The organism is Rugosibacter aromaticivorans, from assembly GCF_000934545.1.
GTDB lineage: Bacteria > Pseudomonadota > Gammaproteobacteria > Burkholderiales > Rhodocyclaceae > Rugosibacter > Rugosibacter aromaticivorans.
This window is the reverse complement of the sequence record NZ_CP010554.1, coordinates 811,404-835,146: the sequence shown is the minus strand read 5'-3', so window position 1 is coordinate 835,146 and position 23,743 is coordinate 811,404. Positions and strand designations below refer to the sequence as shown.

The following is a 23,743-nucleotide window of genomic DNA, read 5'->3' as shown; positions in this document are numbered from 1 at the left end:
ATTTTCCTCACTCACTCCATTGAATTACTGCGCGTCTTGAGTACGCTAAATGCGCCCTCAATGACTGCCTTTTGTTGCGCGTTGTGCTTGGCATAATAACCAGCAGCGGGGGAAGCCGAGGCCGGGCGACTCACCAAAAATAACGCGGCTTGATCTATGGCATTGACCAGATGATGACGCGAAGCGAGCCAGTACCAGCAGCCTTGATTGCGGGGCTCTTCCTGACACCACACCACCTCTTTGGCTTTTGGCCACTTTGCCAACTCAGCATTGAGCTCGGCTTCAGGAAATGGGTAGGGTTGTTCCAGCCGAATAATCGCAGTGTTCATGATTTTCTGTTCGCGACGATGCGCCATCAATTCATAATAGATCTTGCCAGAACACATGACGACACGCGTCACTTTCTTGGCGTCCAGATCTTCGGTTTCGCCAATAACTGTCTGGAACTTCCCTTTGGAAAGTTCATTCAGTGACGACACCGCATCCTTATGCCGCAGCAGCGATTTAGGCGTGATAATGACCAAGGGTTTGCGCAGTTTGCGCAACATTTGTCGGCGGAGTAAATGAAAAATCTGTGCTGGCGTGGTGGGAATACACACCTGCCAATTGTTTTCTGCTGACAAACTCATGAATCGTTCGATCCGCGCAGAAGAGTGCTCTGGACCTTGCCCTTCATAGCCGTGGGGTAGCATCAGGGTAAATCCAGACAATCGCCCCCACTTGGCTTCACCAGACGATATGAATTGATCAATGACAACCTGCGCACCATTGGCAAAGTCACCAAACTGGCCTTCCCAGATAACCAGCTCATTGGGTTCGGCGGTGGAATAACCGTAATCGAACGCCATGACACCCTCTTCCGAGAGTACCGAATCAATCACCACAAAGGGCGCTTGCTTATTGCCCAGATTCTGCAAGGGCATGTAGATGCCATCGTCCCATTTTTCACGATTCTGATCGTGCAAAACGGCATGCCGATGGAAAAAAGTACCCCGCCCGGTATCTTCACCAGAAACGCGCACACCAAAACCTTGCACCAGGAGCGTAGCGTAAGCCAGATTTTCGGCCATCCCCCAGTCCAGCGGAAGCTTTCCTTCCCCCATCGAGCGTCGATCATCAATAATCTTTTGCACACGCGAATGAAGCGTGAAATTATCGGGAATGGTCGTGATTTGTTTGGCGAGATTTTTCAAATCGGCTATCGGCACGGTGGTATTACATTTATCGGTATAAGGCTGACCGATAAAAGGCGTCCAGTCAATTAAAAATTTATGTGCATAATTTTCCAGCACCGGGTTGTAAAGCAACTCCCCCCGGTCAAGAGCTGCACGATAATCCGCGATGACCTGCTCAGGCTCACCTGCTGAGCATATTCCCTGCGCTACCAGCTTGTCGGCATACAGTTGGCGAGTGCCGGGGTGCTGACTGATTTTTTTGTACATCAGCGGTTGCGTCACCATGGGCTCATCTTGCTCGTTATGGCCAAGCTTACGGAAGCAAACCAGGTCAATCACCACATCCCGCTTGAATTCTTGCCGGTATTCCATTGCCAGTTTAGTGACAAAAGCAACCGCCTCTGGGTCGTCTCCGTTGACATGGAAAATTGGCGCCTCGATCATTTTGAAAATATCCGTGCAATATAGCGAGGAGCGATAATCCCGAATGTCAGACGTGGTAAACCCAATCTGATTATTGACCACAATATGCACGGTGCCACCCGTGCCATAACCACGCGTGGCGGAAAAATTCAGAATTTCCTGATTCACGCCTTGACCTGCCACCGCTGCATCGCCGTGAATCAGCACAGCTAATACTTGTGATCCTGTCTTATCGCCGCGACGCCGCTGACGTGCATACACCGAGCCTTCGACTACTGGATTCACAATTTCAAGGTGGGAGGGATTAAAGGCGAGCGTGAGGTGAACCGGGCCGCCCGGCGTTGCGAGGTCCGACGAAAAACCCATATGGTATTTGACGTCACCGGCCGAGAGATCGGACGCTTTCTTGCCCTCAAACTCATCAAACAACATTTTGGGCGATTTGCCGAGAGTATTCACTAGAACATTCAATCGGCCACGATGCGCCATACCAATCACAATCTCTTGAATACCATGGCTACCGCCAACGCGGATCAACTCATCCATCGCCAAAATGGCCGATTCACCGCCTTCAAGCGAAAAGCGCTTTTGGCCCACATAGCGGGTATGCAAGTAACGTTCAAGCGTCTCGGCAGCGGTCACGCGCTCAAGAAACCGCTTCTTTTCTTCTGCTGTATGAGAGGGCGTGGCACGAATAGGTTCTAGCCTCGCCTGTATCCAGCGTTTTTGCTGAATATCCGCCATGTACATGTATTCAGAACCAATGGTTCCGCAATAGGTCTCGCGCAGTGCTTCAAGAATTTCGCGCAAGGTAGCCGTATCCGGCAAGGCGGCGAAAGAGCCGGTTTTAAAACTTTGCCCCAAGTCCGCTTCAGTAAAGCCGTAATGCGAAGGTTCCAGCTCAGCGATTGCTGGGCGCTCACTCCGCTTTAGCGGGTCAATTTGCGCCCAACGATTCCCCAGGAAGCGGTATGCATTAATCAGTTGCAATACCTTTACCTGTTTGTCGTCGGCGACAATTGCCCGCGTGGGTGATTGCAGTGTGCCTTCTTTAGCTCGCTGGGCAAACGAAGCAATGACAGGATAATGCGCCACATCCGGCCCGGTATAACTTCCAGCACCGGGCAGGATGGACAGCTTATCGAAGTAGTCTCGCCAAGCGGGATCAACCGACGCAGGGTTGGCAAGGTAAGCGTCATACAACTCTTCGATATAAGGCGTGTTGGCGCCAAATAAATAGGAGTTGGACAGCATCTGCTTCATCATGGCATCACCTTTTTCATTCGTTGAAATGTGTAAAAATCCAGGGCTGTGGTTTATTTAATTTAACCGTATCAACGCTTGGCGATCTGAATGACATCGCGGCGGGCAGCACCGGTGTAAAGCTGGCGGGGGCGACCAATCTTGTACTCAGGATCAGTGATCATTTCTTCCCATTGGGTCATCCAGCCCACGGTACGCGCCAGGGCAAAAATGCAGGTAAACATGGACGTTGGAATACCCAGTGCTTTTTGCACAATACCTGAGTAAAAATCAACGTTCGGATAGAGTTTCTTTTCAATGAAATAGTCATCTTCCAACGCAATTTTTTCAAGCTCTTTAGCCAGCTTGAACAAACGGTCGTTCTCCAGACCCAATTCACTCAGCACATCGGCGCACACCTTGCTCATCAGCCTCGCACGCGGGTCAAAGTTCTTATAGACGCGATGACCAAAACCCATCAACTTGAAATTGTCAGTCTTATCTTTGGCACGTTTGATATATTCACCTACACGAGAAACATCGCCAATTTCTTCTAGCATTTCAAGGCAAGCTTCATTAGCGCCCCCATGTGCGGGACCCCAAAGACAAGCAATACCTGCAGAAATACAGGCAAACGGATTCGCACCCGACGAGCCAGCCAGACGCACGGTCGAGGTAGATGCGTTTTGTTCGTGATCCGCATGCAGGGTAAAAATCACATCCAGCGCACGCACTAATACTGGGTTAGGTTTGTATTCCTCGGCCGGTGTGCCGAACATCATGTGCATGAAATTAGCGGTGTAGTCAAGATCATTACGGGGGTACATAAACGGCTGGCCGACGCTGTATTTGTACGTCATGGCAACAATTGTCGGCATCTTGGCGATCAGCCGGTTAAACGAAATGCTGCGATGCTCTGCATCAGAGAAATCATGCGCATCGTGATAGAAAGCCGACAATGCACCAACCACACCCACCATCACAGCCATCGGATGCGCATCCCGCCGAAAGCCTTGATAAAATTTGACGAGCTGCTCATGCACCATCGTATGCTTCTTGATCGTGTCCTCAAATTTCGTTTTTTTCTCGGCATTTGGCAATTCGCCATTTCTGAGCAAATAGGCCACTTCAAGGAAATTACACTGCTCGGCCAACTGCTCAATGGGATAACCCCGGTAAAGCAACTCACCTTTGTCACCATCAATGTAAGTCACTTTCGACTGGCAGCTTGCAGTAGAAAGAAAGCCGGGGTCATAAGTAAACAGGCCTGTTTTCGCCCCCAGCGTCCGGATATCGATGACATCATTGCCATGCGTCCCAGACATCACTGGAAATTCAACGTGCTTGCCATCGACAGCAAAATTTGCGGTGCGGTTTGTGCTCATGCTCAGTTCCCCTATGTACTACCGTTGAAATAAAAGTTGCCACTCAGTCGTTCATGATCAAGCGGTACGAATTCGGTACGTATGCGCTCGATCATCTGTATTAATTGCGGGTCATCACTTTTCTGTGTTCCACTCACCAACGCCCACAAGTCATAATCTTCCAGCGCTAACAACTGCTTCAGTGCAGCTTCATCTTGCACATCAATCGTGTCACCATACCGCTGCCAGAATCTCTCGAACAGCAAATCCAGCTCTAACAAGGCACGACGACAATGCCAGCGTAGACGCCCAAGGCGAACATGACGATCTTCAGGCATGATGGATTTAATCAGACCGCTCGTTGAACCATCATCTCTTTGATCTTGCCTATCGCCTTGGTGGGATTCAACCCTTTCGGACAGACATCCACACAATTCATGATCGTGTGGCACCTGAAAAGACGGTAGGGGTCTTCCAGATTATCCAGTCGCTCATTCGTTGCTTGATCGCGGGTGTCGGCAATGAAGCGATAAGCAGCAAGCAAACCCGCCGGACCGACAAATTTGTCCGGATTCCACCAGAACGAAGGGCATGCGGTTGTGCAACACGCACACAAAATGCATTCGTAAAGACCGTTGAGTTCTTCCCTGTCTTCAGGGGACTGCAACCGTTCGCGCTCAGGTAAGGGGTCATCATTGACGAGATAAGGCTTGATCGAAAGATATTGCTTAAAGAACTGCGTCATATCGACGATTAAATCTCGTACTACAGGCAGGCCCGGCAAGGGACGCAGCACAATGGGCTTACCTTCGGGGAAAATTGCCAGATCAGTCAGGCAAGCCAAGCCATTTTTGCCATTGATATTCATGGCGTCCGATCCGCAAACACCTTCGCGACAGGAACGACGAAAGGAAAGTGAATCATCCTTGGCTTTTAGTTTGATCATCGCATCCAGCAATTTTTTATCCATCGGATCACACTCGACGAAAATATCCTGCATATAAGGCTTGGCATCCTTATCTGGATCGTAACGATAGATTTTGAAATGGTAAGTCCGCATGGTGAGAGGCATTGTCATTCTTGGATCCTTCTTAGTAGGTACGCTTTTTCAGTTCGATACTATCAACTGAAAGCGGTTTCATTTGTACCGGTTTATATTCAAGGCGATTCCCTTCGCGATGCCACAGGGTATGTTTGAGCCACTCTTCATCGTTGCGACCATTCGGATGCTCGGGACTATCTTCGGCATCATCCCGCATGTGAGCCCCGCGTGACTCCTTGCGTGCTTCAGCTGAGATCATGGTGGCCTTCGCGACTTCAATTAGGTTATCCAGTTCAAGCGCCTCGATACGTGCCGTGTTGAACACCTTCGATTTATCCTGAATTTCCGTATGGGCAACCGTTTCAGCCACTTCGAGAATCTTGGTGACGCCCTCCTTGAGCAGGTTGCTGAAGCGAAAGACACCGGCATGCTTCTGTAGCGTACGTTGCATCAGCAGTCGCGTTTCATGCACATTGGCGCCACCTTTTTGCGTATTCAAGCGATCCAGACGTGCCAGCGATTTCTCGATCACATCAACAGGCAACGGTTTGTGCGCTTTTACATTTTCTCGAATTGACGCAACAGCCGCCTCACCAGAGGACTTCCCGAAAACCAGCAGATCGAGCAATGAATTGGTGCCTAATCGGTTAGCACCATGCACCGAGGCGCAGGCACATTCACCTGCAGCATAAAAGCCTGGCACGGGAACGGATAAATCATTGCCTTGTGGCACAACCACCTGACCGTAGCGATTGGTCGGAATGCCACCCATCTGGTAATGGGCTGTAGGCACTACGGGAAGATATTCCTTGAGGCAGTCGACCCCGGCAAACTGAATCCCGATTTCATGAATACTGGGCAACCGCTTGAGGATGACCTGCGGATCCAGATGGGTCAGATCGAGGTACACATAATCCTTGTACGGTCCAGCACCCCGGCCTTCATTGATCTCGGTCAGCATCGAGCGAGAAACCACATCACGCGATGCCAGATCTTTCGCGTTCGGTGCGTAACGCTCCATAAACCGCTCACCATCGGCATTGCGCAAGATGCCGCCTTCGCCGCGCACCCCTTCGGTGATCAGCACACCCGCACCCGCCACGCCGGTAGGATGGAATTGCCAGAACTCCATATCTTCCAGCGGAATGCCCGCCCGCGCTGCCATGCCCAGACCATCACCAGTATTAATGAAAGCGTTCGTGGATGAGTAATAAACACGACCCGCGCCGCCTGTAGCAAAAATAGTGGCCTTGGCATGGAAGGCCACCACTTCACTCGTTTCCATATCCATGGCCACAACACCCAACACTTCACCATCCGTATCGCGAATCAGATCCAGTGCTTGCCACTCGACAAAAAACTGCGTATTGACTTTGACATTTCGCTGGTACAGGGCATGTAGCATCGCGTGCCCCGTGCGGTCGGCTGCCGCACAGGATCGACGCACTGGCTTTTCGCCGAAGTTAGACATGTGCCCGCCGAACGGTCGCTGGTAAATCTTGCCATTGTCGATGCGGTCAAAGGGCATGCCGTAATGCTCCAGTTCGACCACCGCCGCGTTAGCATTGCGGCACATGAACTCGACCGAGTCCTGGTCACACATCCAGTCGCCACCCTTGATGGTGTCATACATGTGCCAGTGCCAGTTATCTTCTTCAGAATTCCCAAGAGAGGCTGCCACTCCGCCTTGCGCGGCTACTGTGTGCGAACGCGTGGGGAACACTTTGGTTAGCACGGCTGTTTTCAGGCCGGATTCAGAAAGTTGCAGCGCAGCACGCAGACCAGCACCGCCTGCACCCACCACCACAGCATCAAATTTACGCACGGTATAAGTCACTCTTACAACCTCCAGATAATCTGAATTGCCCAACCGGCATAACCAACCAGAGCCAGCAATGTCAGGACATGTAACATGATGCGAACGCTTGTGGGCTTGATGTAGTCCATCCAGATATCACGCACACCAACCCACGCATGGTAGCCCAGGCTAAGAATGAACAGAAAGGTGACAAAACGCACCACGCCATGCCCCATGAAGCCTCGCCAGGCCTCATGCGAACTTGCAGCCCCCGCTAAAACTGCCGCAAAAATAACCAGGGTATAAATAGCCATTAGCACAGCGGTAATGCGCTGCGCCAGCCAGTCTTTTAACCCATAATGGGCACCCACGACCAGACGACTCATCTTAATAAACTCCAAAAAGTTTGAGGCCAAATGCCAGCGTCAATGACAGGCTGACCACCATGACAGCCATCGCGGAAGACCGCGCCTGCTGTTTTTCCACCCCAACATGAATATCAATCAGCAAAATGCGCAAACCCATGCAGAAGTGATGTAAAAAAGCCCAGATCAAACCCAACAGAACAAGTCTGACTAAAACACTTCCAGTGATTTTTTCAAACAGCGCCAGACTATCCGGTGTTGCACTCAGGGATAACTCGAGCAGCCATATGAGTAATGGCAACATCAAAAATAACCCGGCACCGCTCACGCGATGAAGAATGGATGCATATCCCGCCAGTGGCAGGCGTATGACGGTCAGGTCCAAAAACCTTGGACGCTGTTTTTTCTGTTCATTTAACGCTGACATGTGATGCTATCCCCTTTCTAAATACGGACATTGTCGCCGAGTAACAAGTTATCCAGCGACGTTAGCTTACCCAAGCTCATTGAAATAACAATGCTCTTGTGTGGAATACAACCCACGCCGCCATTCCACAGGCTTGTCGGCATAGGAAAAACTCAGGCGCTCGACCGATAACAGCGGGCTACCTTCTGCCACATGGAGCAACTCGGCACTCGACCGATCAGCAGCCACGGCACGCAGACGCTCCTCAGCGCGCACCATGCGCACCCCAAAACGATCTTCAAAAAAACTATATAGCGAACCCTGGTAATCACGCAGCATGTCCAGGGTTATGGCCCCGAATATTGCGCCCGGCAAATAAATCTCATCGACCACAGTGGGTTTTTCTGCAAACTGCAGCACGCGACGCACCACGGTGATAGGGTCACCCACCTTGATCGCCAACATGCGCGAGGCCTCCGGGCCGGCTTTCGCACGCCAGCATTCCAGCGGAATACTCTTGGCTTGCTGTATCTCCCCATTGATTGGCATCAAGCGCAAAAAGCGAAAAAATGCGCGCGGGTCATCGTGGCTAGCGACAAATGTACCCTTGCCTTGACGGCGCACCAGCAAGTGTTCTGCAGCTAGCTCATCAACGGCTTTACGCACCGTGCCTTGGCTGACCGAGAACCGAACCGCAAGCTCAGTCTCGCTCGGAATCACCTCACCCGGATGCCACTCACCCGACTGAAGCTGCTGCACTAGCAGCGCTTTTATCTGGCGATAAAGCGGGCTAAAAGTCGGCGATGACAAGACGGCGCTTTTATTCATGAAATGGATTTGAACATATTTTCCAAGCGGCGTCTAGACTTATACTTATATCATATATAAGACATATGATAGATATTGACAAGGTGTCATATCCAAATTACTATTTCACGCTTGAAAAGTATTGGCCCTGGCGTAAAACGCTTTTGCAAACGCCACTGTTGAACAAAGGTTACATGGTCATTATCGCCATCACCCAAGCTTAGAGGCCAAGACTTAAATTCAACCGATATTCATTTTATTTAACGCTTTCTCTTCACACACTTTTTACTTCCCTTACCTATTGGAGCACTCATTATGACCAAAACCCCCGTTCGTATTGCAATCACCGGTGCTGCCGGCCAAATCGGTTACGCGCTGATCTTTCGCATTGCTGCGGGTGAGATGCTGGGCAAAGATCAACCAGTAATCCTGCAAATGCTTGAACTGCCCATGGAAAAAGCCCAGGCCGCGCTCAAAGGCGTGATGATGGAGCTCGATGATTGTGCCTTCCCCACCTTGGTTGGCATGGTGGGCACGGATGATCCCAAGGTAGCATTTAAAGAGGCTGATTACGCTTTATTGGTTGGCGCCAAGCCCCGTGGTCCCGGCATGGAACGCAAAGACCTGCTGATGGAAAATGCCAAGATTTTCATCGAGCAAGGCAAAGCACTCAATGAAGTTGCCTCACGCAATGTGAAAGTGCTGGTGGTTGGCAATCCGGCCAACACCAATGCTTACATCGCGATGAAATCGGCGCCTAGCCTGCCTAAACAAAATTTTACCGCCATGCTGCGTCTGGATCATAACCGGGCCATTTCGCAATTGGCCACCCGAACAGGCAAAGCAGTTGCGGATATCGAAAAAATGATCGTTTGGGGCAACCACTCACCCACCATGTATCCCGATCTACGTTTTGCCAGCGTCGCAGGTCAGCCTGCATTGGCGGCCATTAATGATGATGCCTGGTACAAAAACGACTACATCCCCACCGTGGGCAAACGCGGTGCAGCGATCATTGCCACACGCGGCGCATCGTCTGCCGCCTCTGCAGCGAATGCCGCTATTGACCACATGCGCGATTGGGCCTTGGGAACCAACGGCAAGTGGGTCACCATGGGTATTCCATCCGATGGTTCCTACGGTATTCCGCAAGATATCATTTATGGCGTTCCTGTCACCTGCGAAAACGGCGAATACACACGCGTCGAGGGTTTAGCCATTGACGACTATTCACGCAGCATGATGGATAAAACGCTGACTGAGCTACAAGAAGAACAAGCGGGTGTTGCGAGCTTGTTGGGCTGATTGCGCTCATTGCACCTCGCCTCAAACACACGGGATGAAGCAGAAAAAAAGCCAGTGCCAGTACCCGTGAGCCAGCTTCTTCATCCCGCAGTAGTTCTGTATCAGGGAAGTCGTCCCTTCCCGATGCTTGCCGCCTGCGAGCACTATGCCGGATCAGAAAAAATGATCCGCAAGGCACTGCAACTCCAGGCTGAACTCGGGCCGGTTTTTGACATCACGGCCGATTGTGAAGATGGCGCCCCAGCGGGCCATGAACGTGAACATGCCGAGATGGTCAGCGCGCTGTTGCTGGACCCGGCCAACAGCCACGGGCGGCTGGGGGTGCGCACCCATGACATCACTCACCCGCATTGGCGGGCTGATCTGGATATCATCATCCAGCGCGCAGGGCACCGGGTAGCCTACATTGTGCTGCCCAAGCCAAGCTGCGCGAATGATGCTGCCCAACAGATTGCGGCCATTGACCAGACGCGGCAGCGCCACGCTATCACCCGCGAAATTCCCGTGCATGTTCTTATTGAGACGCCCGGCGCATTGCATGATGTCTGGCAAATCGCACGCCTTCCCCACGTGGAATCCATCGACTTCGGCCTCATGGACTTCGTAAGCGCACATCACGGCGCGATTCCCGATACCGCGATGCGCGCACCCGGCCAATTTACGCATCCGCTTATCGTTCGCGCCAAGTGTGAAATTGCGGCAGCAGCATTAGCCAACGGCATTGTACCCGCGCACAACGTCACCACCGAGTTGCGTGACACTGGCGTCGTACTCGAGGATGCGCGACGCGCGCGCAACGACTTTGGTTTTTTGCGCATGTGGAGCATTCACCCGGCGCAAATTCAACCCATCATCGAAGCCATGCGCCCCGACTTTGCTGCGGTCACCGAGGCCGCAGAGCTCTTGTTGACGGCTCAAGCCGCTGCCTGGGGGCCGATCTCATGGAAAGGCACGCTACACGACCGCGCGTCTTACCGCTATTACTGGGAGCTGCTGCAACGTGCGCGCGCGACGGGTGTGCCCATGACGACAGAAATTTGTCAGCATTTTTTCCAGCCGACCGATTAAAACAACAATCCCATTTTTCACGCATTCGCTTTTTTATTCATCTCACCATCGCACAAAAGGAAACCACCATGCTTGAAGCCTACCGCCAACATGTTGCCGAGCGCGCCGCGCTTGGCATTCCCCCGCTACCGCTCACCAAGCAGCAGACCGAAGCCTTGATTGAGCTGTTACTCAACCCACCCCAAGGTGAAGAAGCCACGTTGGTTGATTTGATCACGCATCGCGTTCCCGCAGGTGTTGATGAGGCGGCTAAAGTCAAGGCTGAGTTTCTTGCAAAAGTTGCCGCAGGTGAGACGGCATGTACGCTCATTTCACGCACAAAAGCCACCGAACTGCTCGGCACCATGGTCGGCGGCTACAACGTCAAACCGCTGATCGACGCCCTGGACGACGCCGAAGTCGGCACCACCGCCGCGACCGCACTCAAATCAACCCTGCTGATGTTTGACGCCTTTCACGATGTCGCCGACAAAGCCAAGGCAGGCAGCGCCAACGCCAAAGCGGTCATGCAATCCTGGGCCGATGGTGAATGGTTTACGCAGCGCCCTGACGTGCCGAAAAAAATCAGCGTCACCGTTTTCAAGGTCACGGGCGAAACCAACACCGATGATCTCTCGCCCGCACCTGATGCCTGGAGCCGCCCTGATATTCCATTACATGGTTTGGCCATGCTGAAGAATGCACGCGATGGCATTACCCCGGAAAAACCCGGCGAGCGCGGCCCGATGGGGCTGATTGAAGATCTGAAGAAAAAAGGCCACGCCGTTGCCTACGTGGGTGATGTAGTTGGCACCGGTTCTTCGCGCAAATCGGCTACCAACTCTGTCACCTGGTGGACTGGCGACGATATTCCTTTTGTGCCGAACAAACGTTTTGGTGGTTTTTGCCTGGGTGGAAAAATCGCCCCGATTTTCTTTAACACGCAAGAAGATGCCGGTGCCTTCCCCATCGAGTGCGACGTGACACAAATGGCCATGGGCGATGTCATCGATATTTTCCCTTATGAGAAAAAAATCGAGAAAAACGGCACTGTCATTTCCACCTTCGATTACAAATCCGAAGTACTGCTGGATGAAGTGCGCGCCGGTGGCCGCATCAATTTGATCATCGGCCGTGGCCTCACTGCCAAGGCACGCGAGTTTCTTGGCCTGCCCGCCTCCACCTTGTTCCGCCTGCCCGAACCGCCCGTTGATACCGGCAAGGGTTTCTCGCAAGCGCAAAAAATCGTTGGCCGCGCCTGCGGCTTTCCCGAAGGCAAAGGTGTCCGCCCGGGAACCTACTGCGAACCGCGTATGACGTCTGTCGGCAGCCAGGATACCACCGGCCCAATGACCCGCGATGAGCTCAAAGACCTCGCCTGCCTTGGCTTCTCCGCCGATTTGGTGATGCAGTCCTTCTGCCACACCGCCGCTTACCCGAAACTGGTCGACGTCAAGACCCATCGCACCCTGCCCAGCTTCATCACCTCGCGTGGCGGCATCTCGCTAAAACCCGGCGATGGCATTATTCACTCCTGGCTCAACCGCTTTCTGTTGCCCGATACCGTGGGCACCGGCGGCGATTCTCACACCCGCTTCCCCATCGGCATCTCCTTTCCCGCCGGCTCCGGCCTCGTCGCCTTCGCCGCCGCCACCGGGGTGATGCCGCTCGACATGCCCGAATCGGTACTGGTGCGCTTCAAAGGTACGATGCAACCCGGCATCACGCTGCGCGATCTGGTTAATGCCATTCCGCTGTATGCCATCAAGGCCGGTCTGCTCACCGTCGCCAAGCAAGGCAAGAAGAATGTCTTCTCCGGCCGCATTCTGGAAATCGAAGGCCTGCCCGATCTCAAGGTGGAACAGGCATTTGAGCTCACCGACGCCTCCGCCGAACGTTCCGCCGCCGGCTGCACCGTGCGTCTCTCCAAGGCGCCCATCGTCGAATACATACGCTCCAACATCACCTTGATGAAATGGATGATTGCCGAAGGCTACGAGGACAAGCGCACCCTCGGCCGCCGCATCAAGACCATGGAAGACTGGATCGCCAACGGCACCCTGCTCCAACCGGATGCCGACGCCGAATATGCCGCTGTAATCGAAATCGATCTGGCCGACATCAAGGAACCGATTCTCGCCTGCCCGAACGATCCGGACGATGTGAAGATATTGTCTGAAGTGGCTGGCGAGAAAATTGACGAAGTCTTCATCGGCAGCTGCATGACCAACATCGGCCATTTTCGCGCTGCCGGCAAAGTGCTCGAAGGTCAGACGGACATACCCACCCGCCTGTGGATTGCACCGCCCACCAAGATGGACGCCATGATTCTCAACGAAGAAGGCTACTACGCCATCCTCGGTAAATCCGGTGCGCGCATGGAAATGCCCGGCTGCTCGCTATGCATGGGCAATCAGGCGCAGATCAAAAAAGGCAGCACGGCCGTATCGACCTCCACGCGCAACTTTCCCAACCGTTTGGGTATCGAAACGCGCGTCTATCTGAGTTCCGCTGAGCTAGCCGCAGTCACGGCCTTGATGGGAAAAATTCCGACCGTGGCCGAATACATGGAGCAAGTGCAGGCGGTGAATGCCAAGGCCGCCGACATCTATCGCTACATGAATTTCGATCAGATCAAGGAATTCAGCGAAGTAGCGGATACGGTGACGATGTAATCAACACCTGAACTGAAAGCAAAAAGCCCCGGCAAACCGGGGCTTTTTGTTTTGGCGCCGTCTCACCAGAGCCGACTTTTACTGAACCCCTTGCGTGACGCAAGGGAGCTTTTATTACCCTCTCAAATCATCAAGAAACTCTGAAGCAGGCGCAACGCTCGTCACCAGCAGATGATCTCTTGCCCGTGTGCAGGCAACGTAGAGCAGATGACGTTCGGTGTCATACACTTCCTGCAAATCGGCGGCGTCGCCGACTGTCTCAATGCGCTCCTGCAAGGGAATGATCTCGTCGTCGCACGCCATCACCACCACGGCACGGAACTCCAGTCCCTTGGCGAGGGGCATGGTGCTGATTGAGACATGTCCGCTGACAGTCTCAACGTGTTGATCGAGAATCTTGCAGGCCGGACCTGCGGCGTTGACAGCCGCCTCGGCGCGATAAAGTTGCGCTGTAGAGCGGACGAAAACACCAAACTCGTGCGGCAGCACGCCATCATTCACCCGCGCCACAATCCAGTTACCGACGTTGTTGATCTCCTCGCTCTCGTCCTTGAAAATTCGAATCATCGGCGGCGGGCCGTTGAACACGGAAACCGTGTCACTCCGGTCCTCGCTGTTGCCATCCACATCGGTCACCACCGAACCGAGCAACCGGTCTGCCTGCGAGCGAATCTGGTGCGAAGTGCGGTAATTGACGCGCAAGGTGCGCGACCTTCCGCGGATGTCCACGCCCAGCGACTTCCACGAAAACGGTTGTTGAAAAATGCGTTGCCCAAGGTCGCCAGCGAAGAACAAGGCGTTCGGTCGGCCACCGCCCAATGCAGCAAGAAACCGCAGATGGGCCACACCGATGTCCTGCGCCTCATCCACCACAACGAAGTCGAACACCACCTTGCTGCCGGCCGCAATCGCAGCGGCCAGCGTCGTGAATAGCTCGGACTGGGTCACCCGCTTGCGCATCTTCAACGCGGCACGAACCTGTTCGAAAATAGACCACAACACCGCGCGCTGCGCCTCCGGCAGGCGGGTCTTGCGGCCGAGCCGAACTACATCGCGGTATGCCTCCCAACTTGCCAACTGCCAGGCGTCCACCACCTGCTCCCATTCCGTCAGCAAAAAATGCAAACTGAATTTGTGGCCGGCTACAGCGCGTGCCGCTTCCTCGATCACAGCCCGCACATCCGCACGATCCGCGATGGTTACCTGCCCAATGTGAGTCTTGTAGAGGCGCAGACCGATAGCTTCCAGCGAATAGACATCCATGCGTTCCGCAAGGCGCGGCGCGTTGCCCAACAGCCGCTTCAATTTGGTGTGCAACGCACTCGCCAGCGTGTCAGAGAAAGTCGTCAACAGCACTCGGGCGTCAGGGTTGATGCGTGCGAGGTAGGCGGCTCGGTGCAATGCCACGATAGTCTTGCCTGTGCCAGCAGAGCCGGAAACGCGCGCCGGCCCCGTGTAATCGCGCTCCACCCATTGCCGCTGCTCGGGGTGCAGAAAGACAGTCCATTTTTCCCAGGGAAAGTCGAGCGCGCGCTGCAACTCCTCCACATTGGTCATCACGCGGAAGCGGCGCTGGGCGTCAGGATGATCGAAGGGATTCGCTGTTGCCGTGGGTTGCGCCGGCACGCGGGGCTTGCCGCCCGTTGCCAGTTCCAGCAGCGCCTCCGCCGCCTCGGCGGGCAGGTGGTCGGACAACACCAACAGCGTGTCTTCGGTTGCGCTCTTCACGTCGGCCAGCCACTCGGCCGGGACGCCATAGCCAAGCAGTTCATCATCGGGCCTGTCGGTGAACAGCGGCTTCAGTTTGGGAGCGGGCCTTGGCTCCATAACCAGTTCTGCCTGCACGGCACCTTGCACATACACTGGAACGACAATTTCCTGCACCGTTTCGCGTATCTCCACCCACTGCGCGGCACCCGTCTTGGGGTGCGTTTCCAGCTTGCGTCGTTCCGCCCAGTCATAGGCCTTGTCGTGATGATCCGCATAGCAGAGCAGCAGGCTCGCAGCGCTCTTGTGCACAATCAAGCGGATATCACTGCCCACCCGCACCGACCAGAAGTTCTTGTCCTTCGCCTTGTCGAGTTTGTGGAAACTCAGTCCCGGACTTGCCGGGTTCAGTTGCAAATCGAAGGCAGTAGTTTTGACTAGCTTCTGCTCTTCGCCAGTGAGCTTGGCGAGGCTATCAGTGAAGGTATCGGAGATGCGGAAGTACATCGAATTGCAATGCTCTAGGTTACCTATTCCATTGTTGAAGGAGAGCTAAGAACAACACAGCCGTCCATACCCTGAATTTTCAGTAATCCTTCCCTGAATTTTGCGTGTTCCTGCGTCGATCGCGTGTGGTCCCATAGAAAACTAATGATCCGTGCATCCTTGTATTTTGGGTCAGAACGGTAGAGCGAAACATCTTCCGCAACTTCACCAATAAGAGCCGGAAATGATTTTTTCATGTCTTTGCGGTATTTCACCTCGATGATCGTGTGCACGGATGGCAGATAAAGATCAACGCGTGGAGTTTTCTGTCCAATGGGCTGGAGATATATCTCATCAGCAATATCCTCGAATATCGGGGCTAGGAGTACATACAGAAGATTCTGGACGTGATATTCGTTCATGATGGGCCATTTAACGGGGTCGGCGCCCTTGGTGCGGCCGCTGCTTTCCCATGTCCATCTTTTCAGACCGATTGGAATGTGTTCCAGGAACCTGACAAGATCGGTCAAGGTCCAGCCATTTGGCGGAACCAGCACAATATCCTTGTTCACCATGTCAAAGACGTAGATCATCAGACTGAGAAGTGCGGTTGATGAATCTACAGTCGCCTGCTGCCGGAACTCCTCCATGAACTTGTCAATCAGAGACAGCCTTTTCTGATGATCTACGATGAGTTGTATCCCGTGATAGTGCAGAAAGAGAGGAATGCATGCGGAGGAAAAAACCTCCGCTTCGGAATCACCGATATACGCAGCGATATCCTTCTCGTAAATATTGAACCTGTTGCTGCTCAATTGCTGAGGAATGAAGCCTCCAGACCACGTCTTAAACTGGCTCTGAACATCTTCATTGTTTGTTTGTTCAACAAGCCATTTCAGGGCCATCGTTCCGAAGACATCGGACACCCATGGCCTAGGCGTGGAATCGATCTTTGCAGCTTGGCCCAGAAGACGAGACAACTCTTGCGTGGAAACACTCGCGTCCAACAGATGCAGCCCGGCTATTGCGCATTTCTGATACAACGACAATGTTGCAAGATCAAATGACGCAGGCTGCGCTTGCGTCAACCCGAGAAAAGACAGGAAGCAGGATTTGAATGGGTCGCTACCTGCACTGTCGACAACTTTCCCGTGAAGGTATTCCCGGAGTTGGAAAGCGTTTTCCTTCTCTACAGAAACCATTGCGACTGTCCTATCTTCCCAATCATGATCGAGTCGTTCCAACCCGGCAGTTGATTGAGCCAGCCGAGATTCCGGGCGATCAGGTCAGAGTAGCTGATTGTGACCGGCATAGGATTGGGGAAATAACTGCGCCAAGAGTGCGATGCAAAGCTATAAAGCTGCGCGCTTAGATACTTGATGTCTTTGAACGTTGAGTCCTTGTGGACGTTCAGGATAACGCCACGTGGATGTCCATCGGTTTCTTGTCTAAGTTCGCGTTGGCCAATCAGGTACACAAGCATTTCATACTTCGAGAGTTTGAAGGTTTTTCCTCTCGGCGGGGCCAGCTTCCCTTTCTGTGCACCTGCACTCGAAGAGTCGAACAAATGCAACCCGTGATCTTCGGATATCTTCAGGAACGCGTATTCAACCTGGTAATCCCGATACTTGTCGATGACAGTGCGAACGGCCTCAATCTCTTCCTTGTTAAATTTCTTGACCGACGCATGAAAAATAAGGCGGATGGTGTCCCCCTTTTGCCAGTTCATGCGTTTTTGTATTTTCTGGATCGTCTCGCCGAGTACCGAAGTCAGTGCGTCGCAATACGCGTCGGGCACGACCGCCTTTGATGTGTTCGAAACGATGTAACTGCCGTCACCTGAAAAAACGGTAGTGATTCCCATGATTCGCTGGTTGCCGACTCCGCGTTCCTGTCCGACGTTGGCGCTACCGATACCGACGACCAATTCATGAGACAAGGTCGGCGATGATTTGAGTAACCAAGGCACGCCTCCCATTTTCGCGTAGCAGGCCAGCGCCATGTTGTTCAGGGAATACCCCAAGGAATAATCGGACTGAGTGAGCAGTTCTATCGTGAAATCCTGGACTGGAACTTGGTGCAGGAAGAAAAGGCTTTTCCCCCAGTAATAAGGATTGTCACCCACATCCAGTTTCTTGAAGGATTGCCTCACTTGAACAAGCGCGAGATCCCAACGGCCTCCGTCGTCCGCTTTTTTACGGATCGCCGTTTCTATCGCGTTCTTGTAACCGTTGACATCATCGGTACCAGTTACGAATACCTCAACACGGCTAGTTCCGAGACTAAATTTGCCTTCTAGTCCGTTGGTGAAATACTTGTTTCCGGACATTCCTTTCAGGAGCTTTCTGACGAATTGTTCGACGCGCCCCTTGTCGTGCTGCGCGCAGATCACGCAGATCGATGGATCATTTCTATCAAATGTGCGCTTCGTATAAGGTCCGTACTGAGAGAGTCCTTTCTCCGCCCAGTCTGCTTCGCCATTGTCGTTGAAGACGAAGACGGGCTTTTCCAATTGACCGCATAGGCTCTGGATGTTTTCGGCCTCTTCAATATCAACACGAGTTCCGTCAATGAGTGCAATGCTTCTGGATTGAAAATATTTCTTTAATGTGTCGATTCGTGATTTCTTGTTCTCGCCTCCGTTGAAGGATGAAACTATTTCTCTGATTTTCTCTATGATCGCGTCCTTCTGCTTGCCGTGCGTATGCAAAACATAGTCATCGAAATTCTTCCTGCTCGCCTCAAGGTAGGCTTCCTGGGCTTGAATCCTTCCAATTTGTCCATCGGGCAGAATGATATGAAGAACATCGCCCTCGATATCTGTCACACAGCCCAAGAGTTTTCTGTGGCCGTCATCCTGTTCGGTGACGACATAACGACCTGTTAGATCGAAACTCTTGCCCAAAAAATAAAGGCAGTTCTTGCTTACCGTTCTTCGTGTCGAACAATCGATTACCAAGTTGGGTTTCTCATTGATAATTCGCGTGTCAATTCTGTACCTGACGTAAATCTGGAATGGGTATTCTTCTTTCAGGACAGTAGCGAGTAGGTTGTCTTCCGCTTTTGCGCTCACCAGTTCTATCGGATTAAAGCCGGTAGGTCGGCGGTTGAGGCTGTTGAGGTGGCGTATCAAACTATCCTTAACGAGGAAGCAGAAGGCCCCAAAATTGTCTTTCAGGTTTATTGCCTCAGTCTTTCCTGCAATCGGATACTGCCCGTCCTGTGAAAAGATAAGGATGCTATCGCCTTGCCGACGGAACGCATGGGTAGTTTTATGCTCTGCCCGAAGCACTTCCAGCCGATCCTGTTCATAGGGAATACGGCAAACACTCAATGCCTTGTCTGGAATTTGTAGTGGAAATGCATTGAGATGAATAGTCATGATTAGCCTCTCATGCTCATCCTGTGACTTTGAATACCTTCATCACCTCATCCCCCAAGTGGTTGATCACCTTTACCGCAATCCGCCCGCTCTTCGGTTTTGGGAAGGCGCGTGAGGTGTCGCTGTTGAGCGTGGCCCAGGCCTCGATGTTGATCTCGGCCTTGAGCGTGGTCTTTAGCGCGCTGTAGGGGTCGTTGGCGCCGAGGAAGTAGGCGTGGCGGACGAAGAAGCTTTCTTCGTTGTAGTCGGTGTCGATGAACCAGCAGGCGATGCCGTCGGCGCCGTGGCTGACGACTTCGCCGGTTTGCGGTTTGAAGACGTCCACGCCATTTACTTTTACGCGCAGCTTGCCGTCCGGCTCGGGTAGCAGGGTGATGTCTGGCTCGCCGAAGATGACGAACAGGTTGCCCTTGCCAGTGTTCTTCAAGTCCTCGGCCATGTGCAGATCGGCGTTCATGCGCGCCTTGAGCACGGGGATGCGGCCCAGCTTGCTGAACTCGGTGGCGTGCGCCTCGTAGTTGAAGGCGCAGGCGATCAGCACATCGAAACCGGCATCGCCCGCCTCGCGGGCGGCGGCGACCAGATCGGCGCGCTGCACGGTGCCGAACTCGGGGCCGATGAAGATGGCGGCGCGTTTTTCCGTCGAAGTGGACGCGCTCGCCGCCGTGTCACCAGCGCCGACTTTTGCGGCGTTCCCCTCGATGTAGCGCCCTTCGGCGCAGACCAGATCGCCCGGCCAGGGTGTCAGCGCGGTGAAAGTGATGCGGTCTTCCTTGTGCGCCTGCTGCACGCCGGCGGTTTTCAGGCTGTCCAGGATCATCTGCGGGAAGGTCTGCCTGGCACTGTATTCAGCGCGATCCTGCTTGAGCGTGTCGATCAGTTCATCGTTTTCATCCACCCCCAGCACGCGATGCGGCGAGAGGCTTTCGACGGTGAAGGGGCCGGCGACGCGGACACACTTCTTGTTGTCGTAGGGCTTGTCGTAGAGATATTCAAACTCGGCCTTGGCGGCAATCGAGGCGTCGACTTCCTTCTGCCGAGCGATGCGCGCCTGCCACCAGTCGGCGTGTAGTTTCTTGGTGACCTCCGGCCATGCCTTGTCGGCTTCGCGCGGGATTTCCCATTCCTGCCAGGTCTTCTTGAGCACAGCGTTCAGCTTTTCGCGCAACGGCTCCAGCTTCGCCTGCCACTGATCCCAGATGACATCGATCTCGGCGTTGTTGGCGATGGATTTCAGCGTGATGTGCGGCACGCGCTCATAGACGAAGCCGTGGCGGATGTTGCCGTGTACTGGTTGAGAACTTGGCGCGGTGCGGGTGACTTCGGCCTCCTTGATCTGGCCTTCGCGGGAATCGGCCAGCAGATAGAACGGATAGCGCGCGCCCATGATGCGGGCACGGGCCAGCGCCAGTGCTACGCGCGAGGTGTCAATCGTGATCCAGCGGCGGCCCCATTGCTCGGCGACGGTGGCGGTGGTGCCAGAACCGCAGGTCGGGTCGAGCACGAGGTCTCCGGGGTCGGTGGCCATGAGAAGACAACGCTCGATAATCCTATTGGCTGTTTGGACCACGTAGATTTTGTCACCGCCGAATTGATTCTGCCCAACCGTATCGGCCCACACATTGTTCACCGTGAATGCTGGGAAATCATTCAAATACCGAACATAGGACAAGCGCCCGCCAGAGGTATCCGCAATTCGATCTGCCTTCAGCAACTTCTGAAAGCCAATCTCGCCTGTCTTCCAGTAGCCTTTGACCGGCACGAAAGTCTTGCCTTTGAAAGTGACTGGAAAATCTCCTGGGGGTCGCTGACTCGTGATGTTGTCCGTCGCAAGAACCCTGCTCTCAGGTGGCAAATTGTCCGTATTGGCCTTCTCATCTTCTGACATGGGACGAATCAAGCCATTCGGTAAACGAAGTTTCGTATAGCCAGTTGCGCCTTCCTCACCGGCAACCTTCTTGGTGTAGAGCTGCCGATATTTCACCGAAGCCTTGTTTTTGGCATACCAAACCACGTAGTCGCAGATTGAACCGAGCAGATCACTGGATGCGCCGGTGGTTTTTGAAACCACGATGACGCAAACACAGTTGTCTTCCCCAAACACCTCATCCATAACCGCCCTTACCCGATGCACATTTTCATCACCGATCTGCACAAATATCGACCCCGAATCGGTCAGCAAATCACGGGCAACGGTCAGTCGATCCCGCAGGTAGGTGAGGTAGCTGTGGATGCCGTCGCGCCAGGTATCGCGAAAGGCCTTGACCTGCTCCGGCTCGCGGGTGATGTGTCCCGCGTTGCCGTCCTTCACGTCGCGGCTGGTGGTGGACCACTGGAAGTTGCTGTTGAATTTGATGCCGTAGGGTGGATCGAAATAGATGCACTGCACCTTGCCACGCAGCCCTTCGCGCTCGGCCAGACTGGCCATCACCTGCAGGCTGTCGCCGAGGATCATGCGATTCGACCAGTTCTGGTCGTGCTGGTAAAACTCGGTCTTGTCGGCGCCCTTGGGGATGCCGTTGAAGTCGGCGAACAGGTCGGCGGTGGTCTGCCCGGCATCGAACTGGCTTTCCCTGGTCTGGCGCAGCAGGTCGTCGATCAGCGCCTTGGGGTGCACCTTTTCCTGGATGTAGAGCGGCGGGGCGTGCACGACGAGATCGCTCCAGTCCTGCTCGTCCTTGCCGCGCCAGACGAGCTGCGGGTCAAGGTCGCGGTTTCGATGGCTTTTTTCGTCGCTGTCGCCAGCGACGGTGCGCGGGTAGCGAACCTGCCTGGGGTTCTTTTGCTCGTCATCCAGCACGGACTGGAATTCGGCCGTGGGAATGTTTTTCCGCGTGGCTTCGTCGTGCTTGAGGGTTTCGACGGTTTTGGTGGATTTGGGGGTAGGGTTTTTGGCCATGCTTATACCTGTTGTCCTATATGTCTCATCAGTGTCCTCATTGGCACCCCTGCGGCACGGTTGGCATATTTGTGGCGCAATTGGCGTATTTGTGGCGCATTACGCTGGCTGGAGAAGTTCGCTAGGCCGGTACGCATCATTCGTTCTCCGATGGCGCGTTTGGCGCACTTATGGCGCGTTTCCGCAAAAGGCGATAGCTCGCTCCACGCCCTTTCCCCATAAGCTCAATGACGCCTTTATTAGCCAGTTCATTCAGGTCCCGCGTAGCCGTCCGTTGGGGACAACCCACGGCTTTCTGGTAATCTGCGTTGGTGATGACACCGTTTGCTTTCAGGTAGGCCACGGCCTTCAACTGCCGGTCATTCAGATGGAAGCCGACCAGCAACTCATCAGTGAGCCAGTCGCGCCAGATAACGATGGTGAATTCGCCGCCGCGCTGAGCGAAGTCCGGCTCAGGCAGGTCGTGGGCGAGGCTTTCGCGGATCATCATAAGGGTGCCGGTGCCGTATTTCTCGATGTAGCGGGCGAGAAATAGCGCCTCACAAAGCCGGTGATTGCGAGCAATGGAGCCGTGGGGATGGCGCAGACTCTCCGTTGTCAGCGGCGCCGGCAGGACACCCGGATTCCAAACCTCGACGCGATCAGCGAAGACGGAGACCTGCACGGCGCCCGCCGAGGTGTAGTCGCGATGGGCGATGGCATTGACAATGGCCTCGCGAATTACATCGGGCGGAATTTCATAACGGACGGGTGCCTGATTGCTTTCGGCTCGGGTGCCAACACTGCGATTGAGTTTTGACATGACAAAGTCCACAGCCATGTCCACTTGCCCGAAGACGGTACCCTTGAAGATGCGGTAAAACGGTACTGGACGCTGAATTTCCGTGCCATGAAAGTGCATGCACCGCACCTCGGTGCTGGGCAGGAAGCGCTGGGGATCGCGGCCAAAGAGGAGCAGTGCGGCGTTGGTGGGCTGCCCTTCGCAGAGCAAGTGCAAGTGGGTGAGAACATCAATGAGAGGTGCATTTTCCGGCAGTGGAAACTGGCGTCCGAAGCGGGCGAGGCGCACGAAGTCCGTTACTGCGTGGGCATCCAGATCGTCGAGCGTTGCATCCGAGCATGGCCTTTCATCGAAGGGGCGGGTTTGAATGATGCCGCATGATTCGAGGTGATCCACCAAGCTTGCATAAAGTGCGGCGTTCAGTTCGGCACTGTTGTTGAATCGCCGACGAATGAGCTGGTTCCCGGCCTTGTGAATGAGGGCATGCATCTTGGAATGCCGCTGCTGATCACTCGTGCCTTTGACAAAAACGAGACGGGGCTTGCCCTGAACGGTGGCACGGTCGAACTCTCGTTCCGTTGGCGACAGCCCCTCGGCATCCTCGAATCCGTAGTCGTTGCCGAACACGCCAAGGTATATGGCGCAACCATCAACTTCCGCAAGATAGACAGCATCTGCCCGCCGATCACTGGCAGGTAAGTCCTCGAAGAGAAAGACCTCGAAGAAACGACACAGCAAAGGGTCGTTTTCAATGAATGCTCTAACCGCATGGCGTTCTTCCGCTAATTCTTTCTGGACGCTGCTGATGAAGATTCGGAGTCGAGTCGCACGCATGTCCA

General features: G+C 54.0%; 16 protein-coding genes. 3 read left to right on the top strand and 13 right to left on the bottom strand.

Annotated elements, in window-relative coordinates:
• Window positions 1-11: 11 nt before the first annotated feature.
• From PG1C_RS04280 to PG1C_RS04245, 8 genes are all read right to left on the bottom strand, one after another.
• The gene (locus PG1C_RS04280) at window positions 12-2,861 is read right to left on the bottom strand and encodes a 2-oxoglutarate dehydrogenase E1 component (RefSeq protein ID WP_284431808.1); all 2,850 of its coding nucleotides are present in this window, start codon (window positions 2,859-2,861) and stop codon (window positions 12-14) included.
• Window positions 2,862-2,932: 71 nt separating this feature from the next.
• Entirely contained in the window at window positions 2,933-4,225 is a 1,293-nt protein-coding gene (gltA, locus tag PG1C_RS04275) for a citrate synthase (RefSeq protein ID WP_202636164.1), read from the bottom strand.
• An 11-nt stretch (window positions 4,226-4,236) separates the two neighbouring features.
• Window positions 4,237-4,542, bottom strand: a complete 306-nt coding sequence (locus PG1C_RS04270) for an FAD assembly factor SdhE (RefSeq protein ID WP_202636163.1) — start codon at window positions 4,540-4,542, stop codon at window positions 4,237-4,239.
• Between the two features lie 11 nt (window positions 4,543-4,553).
• Window positions 4,554-5,276, bottom strand: coding sequence for a succinate dehydrogenase iron-sulfur subunit (locus tag PG1C_RS04265; RefSeq protein ID WP_269464911.1), 723 nt, complete (start codon window positions 5,274-5,276; stop codon window positions 4,554-4,556).
• 19 nt (window positions 5,277-5,295) lie between these two features.
• Window positions 5,296-7,083, bottom strand: coding sequence for a succinate dehydrogenase flavoprotein subunit (gene sdhA / locus PG1C_RS04260; RefSeq protein ID WP_202636162.1), 1,788 nt, complete (start codon window positions 7,081-7,083; stop codon window positions 5,296-5,298).
• A gap of 2 nt (window positions 7,084-7,085) precedes the next feature.
• Entirely contained in the window at window positions 7,086-7,430 is a 345-nt protein-coding gene (sdhD, locus tag PG1C_RS04255) for a succinate dehydrogenase, hydrophobic membrane anchor protein (protein WP_202636161.1), read from the bottom strand.
• 1 nt (window position 7,431) lies between these two features.
• On the bottom strand, window positions 7,432-7,836 hold the full coding sequence (sdhC, locus tag PG1C_RS04250) for a succinate dehydrogenase, cytochrome b556 subunit (protein ID WP_202636160.1): 405 nt from the start codon (window positions 7,834-7,836) through the stop codon (window positions 7,432-7,434).
• Between the two features lie 66 nt (window positions 7,837-7,902).
• Complete coding sequence (locus PG1C_RS04245; protein WP_202636159.1) at window positions 7,903-8,643, bottom strand: GntR family transcriptional regulator; 741 nt, start codon at window positions 8,641-8,643, stop codon at window positions 7,903-7,905.
• Between the two features lie 294 nt (window positions 8,644-8,937).
• On the opposite strand from PG1C_RS04245, the gene PG1C_RS04240 reads away from it, so the two are divergent.
• The 3 genes from PG1C_RS04240 to acnB all read left to right on the top strand — a co-directional run bounded on the left by PG1C_RS04240 (window position 8,938) and on the right by acnB (window position 13,649).
• Window positions 8,938-9,927 (top strand): malate dehydrogenase, encoded by a 990-nt coding sequence (locus PG1C_RS04240; RefSeq protein WP_202636158.1) that lies wholly within the window; start codon window positions 8,938-8,940, stop codon window positions 9,925-9,927.
• 66 nt (window positions 9,928-9,993) lie between these two features.
• Window positions 9,994-10,995 (top strand): HpcH/HpaI aldolase/citrate lyase family protein, encoded by a 1,002-nt coding sequence (locus PG1C_RS04235; protein ID WP_284431792.1) that lies wholly within the window; start codon window positions 9,994-9,996, stop codon window positions 10,993-10,995.
• 68 nt (window positions 10,996-11,063) lie between these two features.
• Complete coding sequence (acnB, locus tag PG1C_RS04230) at window positions 11,064-13,649, top strand: bifunctional aconitate hydratase 2/2-methylisocitrate dehydratase (protein ID WP_202636157.1); 2,586 nt, start codon at window positions 11,064-11,066, stop codon at window positions 13,647-13,649.
• Between the two features lie 114 nt (window positions 13,650-13,763).
• On the opposite strand, the gene PG1C_RS04225 is transcribed toward acnB, so the two are convergent.
• The 5 genes from PG1C_RS04225 to PG1C_RS04205 all read right to left on the bottom strand — a co-directional run bounded on the left by PG1C_RS04225 (window position 13,764) and on the right by PG1C_RS04205 (window position 23,738).
• Entirely contained in the window at window positions 13,764-15,863 is a 2,100-nt protein-coding gene (locus tag PG1C_RS04225; RefSeq protein ID WP_202636156.1) for a UvrD-helicase domain-containing protein, read from the bottom strand.
• 23 nt (window positions 15,864-15,886) lie between these two features.
• On the bottom strand, window positions 15,887-17,044 hold the full coding sequence (locus tag PG1C_RS04220; RefSeq protein ID WP_202636155.1) for a PD-(D/E)XK nuclease domain-containing protein: 1,158 nt from the start codon (window positions 17,042-17,044) through the stop codon (window positions 15,887-15,889).
• Window positions 17,032-19,224: an argonaute/piwi family protein gene (locus PG1C_RS04215; RefSeq protein WP_202636154.1), complete on the bottom strand. Its 2,193-nt coding sequence runs from the start codon at window positions 19,222-19,224 to the stop codon at window positions 17,032-17,034. Before PG1C_RS04215 ends, PG1C_RS04220 begins: the two co-directional genes overlap by 13 nt.
• 16 nt (window positions 19,225-19,240) lie before the next feature.
• The gene (locus PG1C_RS04210; RefSeq protein ID WP_202636153.1) at window positions 19,241-22,123 is read right to left on the bottom strand and encodes a site-specific DNA-methyltransferase; all 2,883 of its coding nucleotides are present in this window, start codon (window positions 22,121-22,123) and stop codon (window positions 19,241-19,243) included.
• Between the two features lie 136 nt (window positions 22,124-22,259).
• Complete coding sequence (locus PG1C_RS04205) at window positions 22,260-23,738, bottom strand: DUF4062 domain-containing protein (protein WP_202636152.1); 1,479 nt, start codon at window positions 23,736-23,738, stop codon at window positions 22,260-22,262.
• Between the last annotated feature and the right edge of the window lie 5 nt (window positions 23,739-23,743).

What these genes read in the sequence shown, in the direction of transcription:
- PG1C_RS04280 (WP_284431808.1), bottom strand. Translation starts at nt 2,861, where the DNA reads ATGAAGCAGATGCTGTCCAACTCCTATTTATTTGGCGCCAACACGCCT.
- gltA (WP_202636164.1), bottom strand. Translation starts at nt 4,225, where the DNA reads ATGAGCACAAACCGCACCGCAAATTTTGCTGTCGATGGCAAGCACGTT.
- PG1C_RS04270 (WP_202636163.1), bottom strand. Translation starts at nt 4,542, where the DNA reads ATGCCTGAAGATCGTCATGTTCGCCTTGGGCGTCTACGCTGGCATTGT.
- PG1C_RS04265 (WP_269464911.1), bottom strand. Translation starts at nt 5,276, where the DNA reads ATGCCTCTCACCATGCGGACTTACCATTTCAAAATCTATCGTTACGAT.
- sdhD (WP_202636161.1), bottom strand. Translation starts at nt 7,430, where the DNA reads ATGAGTCGTCTGGTCGTGGGTGCCCATTATGGGTTAAAAGACTGGCTG.
- sdhC (WP_202636160.1), bottom strand. Translation starts at nt 7,836, where the DNA reads ATGTCAGCGTTAAATGAACAGAAAAAACAGCGTCCAAGGTTTTTGGAC.
- PG1C_RS04245 (WP_202636159.1), bottom strand. Translation starts at nt 8,643, where the DNA reads ATGAATAAAAGCGCCGTCTTGTCATCGCCGACTTTTAGCCCGCTTTAT.
- PG1C_RS04240 (WP_202636158.1), top strand. Translation starts at nt 8,938, where the DNA reads ATGACCAAAACCCCCGTTCGTATTGCAATCACCGGTGCTGCCGGCCAA.
- acnB (WP_202636157.1), top strand. Translation starts at nt 11,064, where the DNA reads ATGCTTGAAGCCTACCGCCAACATGTTGCCGAGCGCGCCGCGCTTGGC.
- PG1C_RS04225 (WP_202636156.1), bottom strand. Translation starts at nt 15,863, where the DNA reads ATGTACTTCCGCATCTCCGATACCTTCACTGATAGCCTCGCCAAGCTC.
- PG1C_RS04220 (WP_202636155.1), bottom strand. Translation starts at nt 17,044, where the DNA reads ATGGTTTCTGTAGAGAAGGAAAACGCTTTCCAACTCCGGGAATACCTT.
- PG1C_RS04215 (WP_202636154.1), bottom strand. Translation starts at nt 19,224, where the DNA reads ATGACTATTCATCTCAATGCATTTCCACTACAAATTCCAGACAAGGCA.
- PG1C_RS04210 (WP_202636153.1), bottom strand. Translation starts at nt 22,123, where the DNA reads ATGGCCAAAAACCCTACCCCCAAATCCACCAAAACCGTCGAAACCCTC.
- PG1C_RS04205 (WP_202636152.1), bottom strand. Translation starts at nt 23,738, where the DNA reads ATGCGTGCGACTCGACTCCGAATCTTCATCAGCAGCGTCCAGAAAGAA.